Origin of the sequence: Azorhizophilus paspali, from assembly GCF_043587585.2 — a bacterium.
GTDB classification, from domain to species: Bacteria; Pseudomonadota; Gammaproteobacteria; order Pseudomonadales; family Pseudomonadaceae; genus Azotobacter; species Azotobacter paspali.
In genome coordinates this window covers 511,551-526,388 of sequence record NZ_CP171449.1, presented here as the reverse complement: position 1 = coordinate 526,388, position 14,838 = coordinate 511,551, and the positions used below count along the sequence as shown (strand labels likewise).

The 14,838-nt window shown below is 67.4% G+C and carries 14 protein-coding genes; 2 read left to right on the top strand and 12 right to left on the bottom strand.

From position 1 onward, the window contains the following. Nucleotides 1–103: 103 nt before the first annotated feature. A complete protein-coding gene (locus tag ACGI6K_RS02575; RefSeq protein ID WP_376945142.1) occupies nucleotides 104–1,078 on the bottom strand; it encodes a FecR domain-containing protein in 975 nt (324 codons plus the stop codon). Further along, the gene (locus tag ACGI6K_RS02570; RefSeq protein WP_376945144.1) at nucleotides 1,075–1,581 is read right to left on the bottom strand and encodes a sigma-70 family RNA polymerase sigma factor; all 507 of its coding nucleotides are present in this window, start codon (nucleotides 1,579–1,581) and stop codon (nucleotides 1,075–1,077) included. The genes ACGI6K_RS02575 and ACGI6K_RS02570 overlap by 4 nt, the downstream gene beginning before the upstream one ends. Nucleotides 1,582–1,924: 343 nt before the next feature. On the opposite strand from ACGI6K_RS02570, the gene ACGI6K_RS02565 reads away from it, so the two are divergent. Next, a complete protein-coding gene (locus tag ACGI6K_RS02565; RefSeq protein WP_376945146.1) occupies nucleotides 1,925–2,503 on the top strand; it encodes a PqiC family protein in 579 nt (192 codons plus the stop codon). Nucleotides 2,504–2,509: 6 nt separating this feature from the next. Here ACGI6K_RS02565 and ACGI6K_RS02560 read toward each other — a convergent pair whose 3' ends face one another. From ACGI6K_RS02560 to ACGI6K_RS02540, 5 genes are all read right to left on the bottom strand, one after another. After that, the gene (locus ACGI6K_RS02560) at nucleotides 2,510–3,616 is read right to left on the bottom strand and encodes an AI-2E family transporter (protein ID WP_376945148.1); all 1,107 of its coding nucleotides are present in this window, start codon (nucleotides 3,614–3,616) and stop codon (nucleotides 2,510–2,512) included. 151 nt (nucleotides 3,617–3,767) lie between these two features. Beyond that, nucleotides 3,768–4,211 (bottom strand): ion channel, encoded by a 444-nt coding sequence (locus ACGI6K_RS02555; RefSeq protein WP_376945150.1) that lies wholly within the window; start codon nucleotides 4,209–4,211, stop codon nucleotides 3,768–3,770. A gap of 12 nt (nucleotides 4,212–4,223) precedes the next feature. After that, nucleotides 4,224–5,267: a DUF2955 domain-containing protein gene (locus ACGI6K_RS02550; RefSeq protein WP_376945152.1), complete on the bottom strand. Its 1,044-nt coding sequence runs from the start codon at nucleotides 5,265–5,267 to the stop codon at nucleotides 4,224–4,226. Beyond that, nucleotides 5,257–6,390, bottom strand: coding sequence for an HlyD family secretion protein (locus ACGI6K_RS02545; RefSeq protein WP_376945154.1), 1,134 nt, complete (start codon nucleotides 6,388–6,390; stop codon nucleotides 5,257–5,259). Before ACGI6K_RS02545 ends, ACGI6K_RS02550 begins: the two co-directional genes overlap by 11 nt. Beyond that, nucleotides 6,383–7,903 carry an efflux transporter outer membrane subunit gene (locus ACGI6K_RS02540; protein WP_376945216.1) on the bottom strand — a complete coding sequence of 507 codons (1,521 nt, stop codon included), beginning with the start codon at nucleotides 7,901–7,903 and terminating at the stop codon, nucleotides 6,383–6,385. Before ACGI6K_RS02540 ends, ACGI6K_RS02545 begins: the two co-directional genes overlap by 8 nt. A gap of 286 nt (nucleotides 7,904–8,189) precedes the next feature. Here ACGI6K_RS02540 and ACGI6K_RS02535 point away from each other — a divergent pair, with 286 nt between their 5' ends. Beyond that, nucleotides 8,190–8,531 (top strand): FKBP-type peptidyl-prolyl cis-trans isomerase, encoded by a 342-nt coding sequence (locus ACGI6K_RS02535; RefSeq protein WP_376945156.1) that lies wholly within the window; start codon nucleotides 8,190–8,192, stop codon nucleotides 8,529–8,531. A gap of 48 nt (nucleotides 8,532–8,579) precedes the next feature. On the opposite strand, the gene ACGI6K_RS02530 is transcribed toward ACGI6K_RS02535, so the two are convergent. The 5 genes from ACGI6K_RS02530 to ACGI6K_RS02510 form a co-directional block, all read right to left on the bottom strand. Then, nucleotides 8,580–10,334: an ABC transporter ATP-binding protein gene (locus tag ACGI6K_RS02530; RefSeq protein WP_376945158.1), complete on the bottom strand. Its 1,755-nt coding sequence runs from the start codon at nucleotides 10,332–10,334 to the stop codon at nucleotides 8,580–8,582. A 96-nt stretch (nucleotides 10,335–10,430) separates the two neighbouring features. Further along, nucleotides 10,431–11,633 carry a serine palmitoyltransferase gene (spt, locus tag ACGI6K_RS02525; protein WP_376945160.1) on the bottom strand — a complete coding sequence of 401 codons (1,203 nt, stop codon included), beginning with the start codon at nucleotides 11,631–11,633 and terminating at the stop codon, nucleotides 10,431–10,433. After that, nucleotides 11,617–11,880 carry an acyl carrier protein gene (locus ACGI6K_RS02520; RefSeq protein WP_376945162.1) on the bottom strand — a complete coding sequence of 88 codons (264 nt, stop codon included), beginning with the start codon at nucleotides 11,878–11,880 and terminating at the stop codon, nucleotides 11,617–11,619. The genes spt and ACGI6K_RS02520 overlap by 17 nt, the downstream gene beginning before the upstream one ends. Before the next feature lie 40 nt (nucleotides 11,881–11,920). Next, the gene (locus ACGI6K_RS02515; protein WP_376945164.1) at nucleotides 11,921–12,829 is read right to left on the bottom strand and encodes an NAD-dependent epimerase/dehydratase family protein; all 909 of its coding nucleotides are present in this window, start codon (nucleotides 12,827–12,829) and stop codon (nucleotides 11,921–11,923) included. 10 nt (nucleotides 12,830–12,839) lie between these two features. Continuing rightward, nucleotides 12,840–14,585, bottom strand: a complete 1,746-nt coding sequence (locus ACGI6K_RS02510) for a fatty acyl-AMP ligase (protein WP_376945166.1) — start codon at nucleotides 14,583–14,585, stop codon at nucleotides 12,840–12,842. Nucleotides 14,586–14,838 lie beyond the last annotated feature (253 nt).

The following is a 14,838-nucleotide window of genomic DNA, read 5'->3' as shown; positions in this document are numbered from 1 at the left end:
CTTCTCGTTGGCAGTGAGCAAAATGTCACGACCTGAATGCCGAATGAGAATCTAAATCCCTTCACTTACCGGAAAAATATTTTCGCTGGCGGCCCTGCCGCGCTCAGGTAGCGCCCAGACGAACCCAGTAGCGGGTCAGGCGATACAGGCGTAGATCATGGCTGCGGGCGATGAAATCGAGCGTGGCGTCGATATCGCTCAACTGGAAGTTGCCGCTGATCGGCCGCCGGGCTATGGCCGGGTCGCAGCCGAGGTAGCCGTGGCGATAGCGGGATAGTTCGGCGAGCAGCTCTTCCAGCGGCAGTTCGCGGGCAATCAACTGGCCGTCGAGCCAGCCGTTCGGCGCGCTATGGCTCTGGGGCAGTCGCAGGGCCAGGCCGGAGTTCAGCAACCATTGCTGGCCAGCCTGGGCGATGCGGAGTTCGCTACCGTCGGCGGGTCGCAGGCTGATTGCGCCTTCCTCCACCGCCAGCCGCGTCGCTTGTTCATCCAGACGCACGCCGAAGCGGGTGCCCAGAGCCTCCAGCAGGCCATCGCGGGTTTGCACGCGCAACGGCCGTTCGGCGAACTGCCCTGTATCGCTGCCGCTGATCAGGTGCAGTTCGCCACGTAGCAAACGCAGCAGGCGCTGCTTGCTGTCGAAGTGCAGGCTGACAGCGCTGTCGGTGTTCAGGTCGAGCTGGCTGCCGTCGGCCAGCCGCCAGCGGCGACGTTCGCCAATGGCGGTGCTGTGATCGGCCAGCAGGCGTTGCCAGGGGGTGACTTCGCCGGCGCCCCAGGTGGTGGCACCCAACGCGCCGAGCAACAGCGTCAGCTTGCCGAGCTGGCGACGTCTGAGATGGACCTTTGGCAGCTTGCTCAAGGCCTGCATGGCCAGGTCGGCCGGCACGCCGGCGAAGCGGCCCTGCAGACTCTGCACCCGCTGCCAGGCTTGGCGGTGCTGTTCACTGGCCTCATGCCAGACCTGGAAGGCGCTCCGGGTGCTAGCGTCGGCTTCGCTATAGGTCAGCCTGACCGCCCAGTCGATGGCCTGCTCGATCACCTCCTCCGGCAGAGGCTCTTGCGGAGTGGGGCTCACGGCTCTTGCTCGAACGCCAGACGGTAGCAGTGACGCAACGCTTTGGCGATGTAGCGTTCGACAGTGGAGAGGGACACGCCGAGACGTTCGGCGATGCGCGGGCAGCTTAAGCCTTCGAGCTGAGCCAGCAAGAAGGCTTCGCGCACCGCTGGCGGCAGCTCGTCGAGCAGACTGTCGATGGCGACCAGCGTTTCGATCATCAAGAAGCCGACCTCGGGGCTCGGCGCCTGTTGTTCCGGTAACCGTTGCAAGGTTTCCAGCCAGGCCCGCTCGATGTCGCGACGGCGCCAGAGATCGATCATCAGGCCACGGGCGATGGTGCGCAGGTAGGCTCGCGGCTCTTCGAGCGACAGGTTCTGCCGACGTTGCAAGACCCGCAGAAAGGTATCCTGAGCCAGGTCGGCGGCATCGCTGGAATCGTTCAGCCGCCGTCGCAGCCAACCCTGGAGCCAGCCTTGGTGTTGGGCATACAGATGAGTGATGCTGGAGTCCCGCGACGACATTGACGACACTTTCCGTAGCAGTGACAGCGTTTTACCCAATACAGGCGCAGAGGCTGAATGAAAGGTGCGCCGTCAAATGATAATTCATCTCATTATCTGCGTTGATCGGATCGCTCTGCAAGAGGGTCCGTTTTCATCCGCTGTCCGTGACAAGAGCCCGCTGCGGAGCTAAATCTGTTCTGCCGGAAACCGTTTTCCCATGCGCGACAGGCAACCCCTGCGGGTCCACGGCAATACAGTCGCGCCAATGGACAGGCGGGGCGGAGAAACAGGCTCGCCAGCGGGTCGGTTCGCTTTTCGCGCCGGAGCGTCCATCCCCGAACCCACAGCGGGAGAGCGAACCGTGAAACGCCTTGCCCGAGTTCTCGTCGCCAGCCTGACCCTCGGCGGTTGCGCCAGCGCCCCCGTGGAGCGCTTCTACACCCTCAGCGCCGTCGCCGTGGCCGATCCGGCGACACAGCCTCGGGCCTACAGCGTGACGGTGGACCCCGTCGGCGTGCCCGAGATGGTGGACCGCCCGCAGTTGGTGCTGCGGCTTGACGCCAACCGGGTGTCGATCATGGAGCACGAGCGCTGGGCCACGCCGCTGCAGAGTGGCATCGGCCAGGTCGTCGCCGCCAATCTGACGCGACTGCTGGGCGGCGCCTGGGTGGCCGCCCATCCCATGAGCGCCACGACGGCCCCCGACTACCGGGTGACGCTGGACGTGCAGCGTTTCGAGTCGGCGCCCGGCACTGCGGCCGACCTCGATGTGCTGTGGACGATAAGAAGTGCCAGGGGCGTACTGGTCAAAACGGGTCGCTCGACCCTCAGCGAACCCCCCGGGGGTGCCGGCACCGAGGCCCTGGTGGCGGCCCACGACCGGGCTCTGGCGGCGCTGAGCCGGGACATCGCCCGCGCGTTCCCGGCCAGCCCGCCTTGAGCGGCGTTAGCCGGCGCTCCCCATCCCGCCGCTGCCGTCCCCGGCCGGCTGGTCGCCCACCCATTGCCAGAACAGGCGGTAGCCCACGGCCAGGACGATAGGGCCGATGAACAGGCCGAGGATACCGCTGGCCACCATGCCACCGAGCGCGCCGATCAACACCACGGGCATGGGCACGTCCACACCGCGGCCGAGCAGCAGCGGCTTGAGCACGTTGTCCACCAGGCCGGCGAGGATGCTGTAGACGGCGAACACGATGGTCGTCAGGCTGGCGCCTTCGCTGGAGAAGACATAGACGATCACCGGCACGGTGATCAGAGTCGCCGGCACCTGGATGATGCCGAGCAGCAGGACGGCCAGGGCCAGCAGGCCGGCGCCCGGGACGCCCATAAGCACGAAGCCGACCCCAACCAGCAGCATCTGGATGAAGGCGATGCCGAGCACCCCCTGAGCCACGGTGCGGATGGTGGCGGTGCACAGCTCGACGAGCGGCTCGCCCCGTTCCGGGCCGACGATCCGCACGGCGATGCGATGGGCGCTGCGATGGCCGAGCTCGCCGAACGCCATGATGATGCCGGCGATGATCAGGGCAGCGATGAAGAGCAGAATGCCGGTGCCGATGCCGGCGATCTTGCCCAGCAGGCCGAGCAGCAGCTCGCGGACTTGAGGCCTGTACTTCTCTATCAAACCGGACAGATCGGAAGCCGCCTGCTGCCACAAGTCGTGCACCGGCTGGCCGATCACCGGCCAGTTGGCCACCGACTCGGACGGCGGCGGAATGCGCAGGGAACCGCTCCTGAGAGTTTCCATCACCTGTTGCGCCGAGTCGACGAGCGAGGTGCCGAGCAGGTAGATCGGCACCATCAGGATCAGCAAACCGACCACCACGATGAGGCTGGCCGCCCGGCCTTCGTGATGGCCCAGGTGGGCGGCGAGCCGGCGCTGCAGCGGATAGAGCATGACGGCGAGAATCATCGACCAGAGCATCAGCTCGAGAAAGGGCCGGAAGACCAGGTAGCAGTAGATCGTCAGCACAGCGACCAGGCCGGCACGGATCAGCACATCGAGCAGGTTTCTGGAGAATTGCTGGTCGGAAGCGGATTTCGGCGGCATGGAAGGTCCCATTCGTGGCTGCACGGTGCGTCCTGTCCGGGCGGTCTGGGCGACTCTTCAACATGCACGCAAGTCGGGCCGAATGCTTCCACTGAGGAAACCGGGCGCCGCTAGAGCATAGTCCAGGCGCCGGCATTCATTCCTCCGCGGCTCATGCCCCGTCGGGCGGATCATGCCTCGCGGGCCGCATCAGCCTGGTCAGCACCGCGGTCATCATCGCCGTGGAGACGCCGAACATGAGGATGCCGTTGGCCGCCTCCAGCGCGCCGAGCAGCCGCCAGCGCTCGGACATGACGATGTCGCCGTAGCCCAGGGTGGCGAAGTTCACCGCCGAGTGGTACAGCGCGGTGGCGAAATCGGCGAACTCGCCGACCAGCACGAACACCCAGGCCCAGGCGGCCATCTGCAGGAAGTTACTGAATATCGCCAGCAGCATCGCCACGGCGAGCAGGGCGATCTCCTGCAGCGGCCCGAGCAGCAGCCCATGGCGACGGTGGAAGCGGACGTACTGGCGCACGCAGATGCCCACGAAGATCGCCTGGAACAGCAGGCAGACCAGCATGGCGGCGATTCCGGTCAACAGGTTGAGCAGCATGGCGGGCTCCTTTCAGGGACTGGCGAGTGGCCGGCGCGGCTGCCGCCGATCGATCAGGCGGACCGCCGCGCAGGCGTACAGGGTGACGGCGACGAACAGCCCCATGCGCACGGCGAAGGCGGTGTAGACGTCCTTGCCGGCCGCACTGTCCTGCACCGACTGGCCGAGCAGGATGATCAGGGTGACGGCGCCGTTCAGCCAGAAGCCCGGGGTCCGCCGGGTGGCGCTCAGGCGGTAGAGGCGGCGCGCCAGCGGCAGGACGAACAGCAGCGTCCACAGAAAGAACATCCACAGGTGCGGAAACAGGCTCAGTGCCGACCAGAAACCCACCGCCAGCAGGCCGCCCAGCAGGGTCGAGCCGAGCAGTTCGTGCCCGGCATCGCGGGCGCTCGTGCCGCATACCTGCTGGCCGAGACTCACCGCTTTCATCACCAGCGGCACATAGCTACCGGGGTCGATCAGGGCGAGCAGGAAGGCCGGGATCACCACCAGGGTAGCGCGCAGGGCGATCCAGGCGATCCGGCGCGGATCGGGCGACGGCTTGGGTGGCGGCTCGGCGAGGCCGGCTGGCTCGGGAAACAGCCAGTGGCCGAGGATCGTGGCGAGGGTGGTCAGCAGCAGGCCCTTGACCAGCGCCTCGATGACCGTCAGGGCGATGGCGAAGTCCGTGGCCCCGGTGGCGGAGACCAGGGTCAGGCCGATGACCAGGAAGGTCGACACTAGACTGTTGCCACCGCGCAGCGCATAGCCAAAGCTGAGGAACAGGCACAGCGCGACCAGCAGCACGCCGCTGGCCGGGTAGTAGCGCAGCAGCGGGATCAGCAATAGGCCGCCGCCGGTGGTGACGGCCGCCAGCACGGCCAGGGCGAGACCGGCTTTAAGGGAAAGCGGCTGGTTGCGCATGGCCAGCAGGAACAGCGTCAGCACGGGCGGCAGGAAGGGGATCGGCAGGGCCAAGCCGAAGCTCGCGGCCAGGCAGACAGCCGTGCCGAACGCCAGGCGCAGGGCGCGCCGCGGGCGCGGATCGATGCGCCGGACGGGCGCCTCAGTAGGCATAGGACAGCCAGCTCATCAGGCGCAGGAAGGCGCGGCCGAGCGGGTTGAGCGGGTTGCCGCGAGTGGGGAAGGCCATCACCTCGGCCTGGCCGCCGACGCGCAGTGCCCGGCGATCGCTCAGCTCGCCCGGCGCGAACTCGACTATCACCGGGAAACGCTGGGCGGCGCGCAGCCAGTCGCGCTCGTTCTGCACCGTCGGCAAGCTGCCGGGCGGATTGTCCTGGCCGACACCGACGCCGAAGCCGATGCTGCGCACGCGGCCCTCGAACAGGATTCCGGGCAGGGCGTCGAGGACGATCGCCACCGGCGTGCCGGGTTCGAGATGGCCCAGGTTGTTTTCGGTCATCTCGGCACTGATCCACAGGTCGTCGATGGCGATCAGGGTCAGCACCGCCTTGCCGGCGCCGGCGTACTGGCCGACCTCGGCGCGCAAATCGGTGATCAGGCCGGCGGAGCTGGCGCGCACGCGGGTATTGGCCAAGTCGCGCTCGGCCTGCTCCAGGGCGGCGGCAGCGCTGCGCAGTTGGGCGTTGTCCGCACCGCTACCACCCTCCTGCTCACGGGCGCGCTGGATTTCGGCACGGGCCGCGGCGACCTGGCTGACGGCCTGTTCCAGAGTCGCCCGGGCGATCTCCAGGCGGCGCAGGGAGACGGTGCCTTGGTCCTCGCGGTAGAGCCGCTCCAGGCGCTCGCTGTCCTGCCGGGCCTTGACCTCGTTGGCCTGCGCGGCGCGCAGCCCGGCCAGCGCGACGTCGATGCTAGCGGTGCCGGCGCCGACCTGCCGGCGCGTGTTCTCCAGTTCGGCGCGCGCCCGTTCGACGGCGATTCGGTAGGGTTCCGGATCCAGTTCGAAGAGCAGTTGCCCGGCCTCCACGTGTTGGTTGTCGCGTACTACGACGCCGATCACGCGGCCGGCCACTTCGGGCGCGACCCCAACCACCAGCGCTTCTACCCGAGCCTGCTGGGTGTAGGGGGTATAGCGGTCGGCAAACAGATACCAGACCAGGCTGAAAACGATCAGCGCGAGGGTCCAGCGCACGCCGCGACGGCTGGGATCGGCCGGCTCGGGGGCGACGGGCGGCGGCGCGGGCGTCTCGATGGGGGGCTGCGGGGCTTCAGTCATGGCTGTCCGCCTTGTCGGAAGAGGGGCTTACCTCATCGAGCAGGTCGCCCCAGTCGGTGCGTTCGGCCATCTGTTCGCGGCTGGCCGCGTCGATGGGCGGGCGCTCGCTGTACCAGCCGCCGCCAAGGGACTTGTAGAGGTCGATCAGGCTGTTGATCGCAGCGTTGCGGGTGACCAGGTAGCTGTCCTGCTGGGCCAGCAGAGCGCGCTGAGCGTCCAGTACGCGCTGGAAGTCGGTGTAGCCCTCGCGGTACTGCGCGCTGGCCAGGGTCAAGGCGCGCTGGGCGCTGATCGACGCCTCGCGCAGGATGCGCTCGCGCTCCAGCGCCTTGACCAGCCCGGTGGCGGCATCGTCGGCCTCGCGCGCGGCCTGGCGCACCCGGTCGCGGTAGACCTCGATCAGTTGCTGCAGGCGGGCGTCCTGGACGCGCACGTTGTTGCGCATGCGGCCGTTGTCGAAGACGTTCCACAACAGGCTGGGGCCGCCGATGAGATCGCGGCTATCCGAGCTGCCGTCCAGCGAGCTAGCCGACCAGCCGATGCTGCCCAGCAGGCTCAGGGATGGATAGAGGTCGGTTTCGGCGAGGCCGACCTGGGCCGACTGCGCGGCCACCTGTAGCTCGGCGGCGCGCACGTCCGGGCGACGCAGCAGCAGGTTGGCAGGTACGTCGTCGAGCAGGGCGCGGTCGAGCAGAGGCACCAGTCCGGTCTGCCGGGTGAGTTCCGGCAGCGCATCGGGCGGCTCCCCGACCAAGACCGAGAGGGCATTGCGCGTCTGCCGCACCAGGGCCTCGAACTCCGGCACCGTGCTCAGGGTGCCGAGATACTGGGTCTTGGCCTGCTGCAGGTCGAGCTCGTCGCTGTTGCCGCTCAGGAACAGGCGCTCGGTGATCTCGAAGCTGCGCTTCTGCCGCTCGGTGTTTTCGCGGGCGATGCGTAGGCGGGCCTCGGCGGTACGCAGGACGAAATAGGTTTGCGCGACCTGGGCACGCAGTAGCACGAGGACGTCCTGATAGTCGGCCTGGGCGGCGAAGTAGGCGGCGTCGGCGGACTCGATGGCGCGGCTGTAGCGACCCCAGAAGTCGAGTTCCCAGCCGATGTTGAAGCCGGCGTCGTACTGCCAGGCATGACGGTCCTGCGGCAGGCGGCCGCCATACTGGTGACGGTCGAGGTAGAGCGCCTGGGCAGTGACTTGGCGCAACTGGGGACTGAGGCCACTCAGGGCGATACCGAGCCGCGCCCGGGCTTCCAGGATGCGCAAGCCGGCGATGCGCAGGTCCGGATTGTGCTCATCGGCATGGGTGATCAGCCGGTCGAGCAGCGGATCGCCGAGGCCCGTCCACCACTGGCGGTTGTCCGGTTGCACGCGCATGGCGCTGGCCTGGGCCAGCATCTCGCTGTCCCAGTGATCGACCCAGGCTTCGCGGGGCGACTGGAAGTCCGGTCCCAGACGGATGCAGCCGCCCAGGACAGAGGCCGCGAGCAACAGCGAGAAGCTGCGCCAGAGCTTCATGTCGGCGGGGTCGAGCGAACGGCGAGCGCCTAGGGCCGGTTTCCGGAGCATTACCGATCGGCGGAGGATTTCGGCGACATGAAAAGTCCCTTTCGTGGCTGCACGGCGCGTCCTGTCCGGGCGGTCTGGGCAACTTGTCGAGAGTCGGACCGAATGCTTCCGCTGGGGCTTTCGGGGGCTGATAGAGCATAGTTCAGGCCGGCGATTGCCAATCCCGGCGAGTCCTGAGAAAAAGCCGCCTACCGGGGCAGCCCCTAACGGGCCGCCGACTGAACGAGAGCGAGCGATGAGCAGCGAACTGCAGATCGAGGACATCCAGCCGGGCGACGGCAAGGCAGTGGTCAAGGGCGCCCTGATTACCACCCAGTACAACGGCTATCTGGAGGACGGCACCAGGTTCGATTCCTCCTACGACCGCGGCAAGCCCTTCCAGTGCGTGATCGGCACCGGCCGGGTGATCAAGGGCTGGGACCAGGGGCTGATGGGTATGCGGGTCGGCGGCAAGCGCAGGCTCTTCGTGCCGGCCCGCCTCGCCTACGGCGAGCGGCAGGTCGGCGCGCACATCAAGCCGAACTCGAACCTGATTTTCGAGATCGAGCTGCTGGAAGTGCTGACGCGGGATGACTGAGGGCGTCCCGTCGCCCGAAGGCTCCGGGGACGCCCGGCGGGGCGTCGGTCAGTGCGCGGGCGCGTCGCTGCCCGGCCTGGCGGTGGCCGCTTCGGCCGTGACCCGGTCCGTCCCGTACGGCCCCTTGACGCACGAGAGCCGTCCGTCCTGCAGGCGGTAAACCTGGTCGGCGATGTCGATCAGCGCCGGCCGGTGCGAGACGGCGATGACGGTGATCGCCGGGGTCAGCGCCTTGAGTGTCTGGCAGATCGCCTCCTCCGACTCCGGGTCGAGGGCGCTGGTCGCCTCGTCCAGGATCAGCAACCGCGGCCGGTGAGCCAGCGCGCGGGCGATGACGATGCGCTGGCGCTGGCCGCCGGATAGCTTGCCGCCCCGCTCGCCGACGATCGTCTGCATGCCCTCGGGAGACTTTTCCACGAATTCCCAGGCGCCGGCCTGGCGCAGGGCGCGCTCCGCATCGGCGACCGTCAGGGCCGGATCGCCGAGGGTCACGTTGGCCAGGATGCTGTCGTGGAGCAGCAGGGTTTCCTGCGGCACGTAGCCGATCAGCCGCCGCCAGCGCTGGCGGTCCAGCTCCTCCAGGGGAACGCCGTCGACCCGGATGCCGCCGGACCGCGGGGCCAGCAGCACGCAAAGCAGGTCGAGAAGCGTAGTCTTGCCCGCCCCCGAAGGCCCGACCAGGCTGGTGAAGCTGCCTGTCGGAATCCTCAGGTCGACCCCGTCGAGGATCGTTCGCTCGCCATAGTCGAAGAATACGCGCTCGAAGACGATGGCCTCCCGCAAGCTGGGGACCCGCTTGCCGCCGCCCGGCTCGGCGTCGGCCTGGGCGGTTTCGATCGCTTTCCGCAGCGCCCAGTAGGCGCTTTCCTGGGAAGCGACGCGCTGGTAGCGCTGCTGGACCTTGTGCAGCAGGCTGAGGATGCGCACCACCAGGAAGATCAGCACCATCACCGACGACAGCGGCAGCTTCAGCACGACCAGCCCCGCATAGAGCCCGCCCGCCGCGAGAATCGCCAGCATCGGCCCCTGCAGCGCCCTGAGGGCCTCGCGGCTCATCACCTCGTGCTCCATCGCCTCGTTGAGCTGGTCGACCCGATGCCGCAGCAGCGAGTCGGCGATGTCCTCGCGGGCCATGGCCTTGAGCGGCTTGACCGAGCCCAGGGTATCGGTCAGGTGCGCCAGCAACTCGCGCATCAGGCGGGTCTGGCTCTTGCCGGCATGGCGCGAGGTCTTCACCAGCTTCTGCAGGGCCAGCAGCAAAAAGACGCCCAGAATCAGGGAAAGGACGGCCGCCTGCCAGGACACGAACAGGGCGATGACCACATAGACCATGGCCTGGATGAACAGGGCCAGGGCGTTGGCGGCGTGCTCGTAGGCGGTGGAGGCGCGAAAGGCCTCGGTGGCGACGGAGTTGGCCAGCGCGCCCGTCGGCTGGCGCAGGTAGTACTCCCAGCGGCTGCCGAGCAGGGCGCGGATCAGGGCGACGCGCAGGTCGGTGGCGACATGCGCCACGGTATAGCCGACCTGGCGGTTGCCCAGCAGGACCAGCGCGCTGCTGATGACCATGCCCAGCACCATCACGCTCATCATGGTCACGACGGTCGGCTCCAGGCCGAACAACTGCAGGATGGCGATGACCTCCAGGGAAAACTCCGAGTGCGTCTTATCGCCCAGCGCTACCGACAGCAGGGGCAGCAGGGTGGTCAGGCCGACGCCTTCGGCGAGGCCGGCCAGGAACAGACTGATCAGCATGAGCGCCGTACGCACGGGATAGGTTCGACCAAAGGCAAACAGAATACGCATGGTCATCCTTCAGAAAAAAAGCATCCCGGCTGCTCGACAGGACAGCCGGTATCCGCGGGAAAAGCCAGGGCAGCCGGCAAGGCCGGCCGTGCCTTTTCAGGCGCCGGCCATGGCCATGGCGGCGGGAGCACGCAGCGCGGCGAAGGCCTGGATGATGTGCTCGATCTGTTCGGGCGTGTGCGCGGCGCTGACGCTGCAACGCACCAGCGCCTGGCCGCCGGGAGTCGCCAAAGGCGGCACCAGGTTCACGTACACACCCCGTTCGATGAGGTTCTCCCAGAAAGCCACGCCCTCCTCGGGCGAGTCCAGCAGCACGGGGACGATCGGGCTCGGCTGCGGACCGATCCGGTATCCCAGGGCCGCCAGCCCCCGGTACAACTGCCGCGCATTGCTCCACAGGCGCTCGCGCAACTCCGGGCGGCTACGCAGCGCCTGCAGGGCGGCGCGCACCGAGGCGATAGCCGAAGGCGACGGCGAGGCGGTGAAGATGTACGGACGGCTCGCGCAGCGCAGCAGGTCCATGTCGCGGTGATGGCTGGCCGCGAAGCCGCCGATCGCGCCCAGGCTCTTGCTGAAGGTGCCCGTGACGATGTCCACCTCCGCCTCGACGCCTAGCTCCTCGGCCAGGCCACGGCCATGGGTGCCCAGCACGCCGACCGAGTGGGCCTCGTCGACCAGCAGGTAACCGCCCAGACGCTGCTTGATCTCGACGATCTCCCGCAGCGGTGCCTGGTCGCCCAGCATGCTGTAGATGCCCTCTACCAGGATCAGGGCGGTGCGGGCACGTTCGCCAAGCCGGCGCATGCGCCGCTCCAGGTCGGCCACATCGTTGTGGCGGAAGCGGATGACCTGGGCGCCGCCCAGCTTGCAGGCATCGTAGATGCTCGCATGGCAGTCCGCGTCGAGCAGCACGATATCCTCCGGGCCGGCCAGGGCACCGATGACGCCGAGGTTCCCCATGTAGCCGGTGGAGAAGACGATCACCGAACGGCGCGCGAAGAAGTCGGCCAGTTCGGCCTCCAGGGCCATGTGGCTGCCGTAGCTGCCATTGGCCATGCGCGAACCGGTGGTCCCGGTTCCCTGTTGCTCGAGCGCCTGCTGCGCCGCCTGGATGCAGTCGGGGTCGAAGGTCAGCCCCAGGTAGTTGTTGGTACCGGCGAGGATCACCCGGTGATCGCCGATGCGTCCCTCGGTGGGAGAAAGGATTTCGTCGATGCGCGTGCCGAATGGATTGAGACGTCCCTGCATCAAATCGGCGCGCGCCTGCGCCAACTTCCCGAACTTATCGAACAAGGCCATCGGCATGCTCCGTTAGCGAAAAGACAGCCCGTGCCAGTTCGGCGGGAGTATGCACGTCTGCCAGTATGTTCAAAGGAATGGAGATATCGAACGCGTCCTCGAGTTCCATCAGCAGGTCCATGACCTTGATGGAATCCAGGCCAAGCTCCTGCCGCAGGTCGATATCCGGGTGCAATGGCGTTCCGGGGGAAGCCATGGGGCTCAGATAGGCCAAAAGCCGCTCCAGTATTTGTTCCTGGGAAATCATGGTCAAACCTCTATCGATTCTGGAGATGCTTCTCGCCAGACTAGAACCAGCGCTCTCGCAAGGCGTTTTGCAGCACTATCTGGGGCTCCCATCCCAAGGCCTGGCAAACGGCTTCGTTGCTGCAGGACCAATCGGGATGGGTCAACTCTCCCACCTTCGCCGGTGTCAACATGGGGGCACGGCCGCTCAGGCGCGAAACGAGCAGGTTGGCTTGGGCAAACCCCTTCAGGAGTGGCATCGGAACCCTGACCCGGCGCACCGGGCTCCCACGAATTTCCGCAGCGATGGCGGCAATGCTGTTCCAATCGTAACCGTCCGGCTGACAATCGTTTAGTTCGTAGGTGGCGGCAGGCGCCTGTGGCGACTCCAGCCACTTCTGCACGGCGTATGCCAGATCCTCGACGTGCAGCAAGGTGAGCCGCGCGCCGTCCTGTCCCGGCGTGAACAGCCAGCCACGCAGCAGCCACTCGAAGATGGGGCGCATTTCCCGGTCGCCCGGGCCGTACACCGCCGTGGGCCTGAACACCGTCACGGCGATCTCCCCCGCCGCCTGCCCGACCCGGCGCTCCGCCTCGAACTTCGAACGGGCATACCAGGACAGGTGCGGATGCCGGGCCGCTAGCGACGACAGCAACAGGAAACGCTCGCAACGGCCGCCGTTCCGGGCGGCCTCGATCAGGCGCAGGCTGCCGTCGACGTTGACCCGCTCGAAATGCCCAGGCGCGGCGCCGCGCACCGCGCCAGCGCAATGGATGACCGCGTCCGCCCCGGCGACCAGCCTGGCCAGGGCGTCTTGGTCCTCGAGGGTTCCGCGCACCCATTCGGTGCCGTCCTCGAAACCGTCCCGCCGGCGGCTCAGGGCACGCAGCGGCACGCCTGCCCGGACCAGGCGCCGGCGCAGGACGCTGCCGATAAAGCCGGTCGCCCCCGTCAGGGCAACGGTATTCACCACGCTCCGCTTACCCGCAGACCGCGGACAGCCCGGACGCGGACTGTGCCTGCGCCAGGAAACGCTTACGCGCCTCGGCTCGCGAGGGCTTGCCCGACGAGGTACGCGGCAGAGAGTGGGGCGGCACCAGTTCCACGAGGGCAAAGAGGCTGAATTCGCTGCTGATCAGCCCGACCAGCGTGCGTACCAGCCCTTCGCGCCGCTCCGGGTCGAGGAGCCGGCACTGGACCTGCACCACGACCTGCGGATCGGGAGACGCGGGAACGAGAAAGGCGATTACGTCGCCCGAACGGATCTCCGGCTGGGATTCGACCAGGTACTCGATGTCCTGCGGCCAAATGTTCCGGCCGCGCACGATCAAAAGATCCTTCTGCCGGCCGGTGACGAACAGTTCGCCGCCGTTCAGGTAACCGAGATCGCCAGTATCCAGCCAGCCGCCGTCCAGCACCGCCTGCGTGGACTCCTCGTCGCGGAAGTAGCCCGACATTATGCTCGGCCCATGCAACATCACTCGCCCGACCCGGCGCTCCGGCAGCGGCTGCCCGGCCTCGTCGCGGATTTCCAGGCGGTGCCCGGGAAGCACGGCGCCACAGTTGACGAAGGCGCTGGCTTGGCTTTCCTCGCCATCGAAGGGCACCGCCATCGACCGGTGCTCCAAGGCGTGGCGCTCGACGCGCTCCACCCGGAGCCCGGCGCCGAGACGGCCGAAACAGGCGCCCAGCGTGCACTCGGCCAGGCCATAGGAGGGCAGGAAGGCCGTCCGCGCGAAGCCCGCCGGCGCGAACTGCTCGGCGAAGCGCTCCAGCACATCGGCGCGAATCGGCTCCGCGCCGATGCCGGCGACTCGCCAACTGGACAGATCGAACTGACCCACTTCGCTCTCCCGGGCGCGGCGGGTGCACAGGTCGTAGCCGAAGGGTGGCGCGAACGAGATGGTGCCGCGGCCCCGGCTGATCAGGTTGAGCCACTGGCGGGGGCGCATGGCGAAATCCTGGGTGCGCAGGTAATCCACCGACATCTGGAAGGCCATCGGCCCCAGCACGAAGCCCACCAGCCCCATGTCGTGATAGAAGGGCAGCCAGGAAACGCAACGGTCGTCGGGACGCACGTCCAGCGCGTCGCGAATCATTCCCCGCAGGTTGGCCATGGCCGCACGCTGCGTCACCACGACCCCGCGCGGAAAGCGAGTGCTCCCCGAGGTGTACTGCAGATAGGCGACCTCGTCCGGCCGCGAAGGCTCCAGTTCTACCTGCGGAACGGCCCGGGCCTTCAACTCCTCGACCGAACCGACGAACCGCATGGGGGAGGAGCCGACCGCCTCCTGTGCGAACGGCAGCCAGGCGGCCGGGGCCAGAACGACGGCCGGCTCGCAGCTCTTCAGCAGCGCGGCGAGCTTCTCGACATAGGCGGCGTGGCTGCCCAGTCCGGACGGAATGGGCAGGGGCACCGGAACGAAGCCGGCGTACTGGCAGCCGTAGAAGGCCTCCACGAATCCCGGCTCGGTATCGGCGATCAAGGCCACCCGGTCGCCCCGGCGCAGCCCGGCCCCCTGCAGGAGCCTGGCCAGATCCAGCGCCTGCCGTCGCAGTTCGGCGTAGGGGACGACGGCCGTCAGGCGGCAGCGCCCGTCGTGGAAGTTCAGGCCGGTGTGTCCTTGGGCCGCGTAATCGAGAGCCTCTGCAAGGGTCGGAAAGTCAGCCAGGCGCTGGGCCAGAGAGTTTTGCGTAGGAGTTGCAGACATAGCGGGTTTGGCCATTATTCCAGTCCTGGCATTTTTCAGCGGGACAACCGTTCCTTGCAGCGGACCGTTCAGCAAGGCCTGCAGCATCTAGACTCACAAAAATCAACGGGGCGAGATTGAACACGATCAGCCTAGAGTAGTCCATTCCGACCACTCAAACGGTCGGGTAGACAAAATGATGACGGGGAAGTTACCCCTCCCGGCTTCGACTCAGGCGCCCTATATACCTCAATTTCGACTACACTTGCCTCTTTTTTACTCAACGCCG

Coding starts and splice junctions, on each gene's coding strand:
- ACGI6K_RS02570 (WP_376945144.1), bottom strand. CDS start 1,581: ATGTCGTCGCGGGACTCCAGCATCACTCATCTGTATGCCCAACACCAA.
- ACGI6K_RS02560 (WP_376945148.1), bottom strand. CDS start 3,616: ATGCCGCCGAAATCCGCTTCCGACCAGCAATTCTCCAGAAACCTGCTC.
- ACGI6K_RS02555 (WP_376945150.1), bottom strand. CDS start 4,211: ATGCTGCTCAACCTGTTGACCGGAATCGCCGCCATGCTGGTCTGCCTG.
- ACGI6K_RS02550 (WP_376945152.1), bottom strand. CDS start 5,267: ATGCCTACTGAGGCGCCCGTCCGGCGCATCGATCCGCGCCCGCGGCGC.
- ACGI6K_RS02545 (WP_376945154.1), bottom strand. CDS start 6,390: ATGACTGAAGCCCCGCAGCCCCCCATCGAGACGCCCGCGCCGCCGCCC.
- ACGI6K_RS02540 (WP_376945216.1), bottom strand. CDS start 7,903: ATGAAGCTCTGGCGCAGCTTCTCGCTGTTGCTCGCGGCCTCTGTCCTG.
- ACGI6K_RS02535 (WP_376945156.1), top strand. CDS start 8,190: ATGAGCAGCGAACTGCAGATCGAGGACATCCAGCCGGGCGACGGCAAG.
- ACGI6K_RS02530 (WP_376945158.1), bottom strand. CDS start 10,334: ATGCGTATTCTGTTTGCCTTTGGTCGAACCTATCCCGTGCGTACGGCG.
- spt (WP_376945160.1), bottom strand. CDS start 11,633: ATGGCCTTGTTCGATAAGTTCGGGAAGTTGGCGCAGGCGCGCGCCGAT.
- ACGI6K_RS02520 (WP_376945162.1), bottom strand. CDS start 11,880: ATGATTTCCCAGGAACAAATACTGGAGCGGCTTTTGGCCTATCTGAGC.
- ACGI6K_RS02510 (WP_376945166.1), bottom strand. CDS start 14,585: ATGGCCAAACCCGCTATGTCTGCAACTCCTACGCAAAACTCTCTGGCC.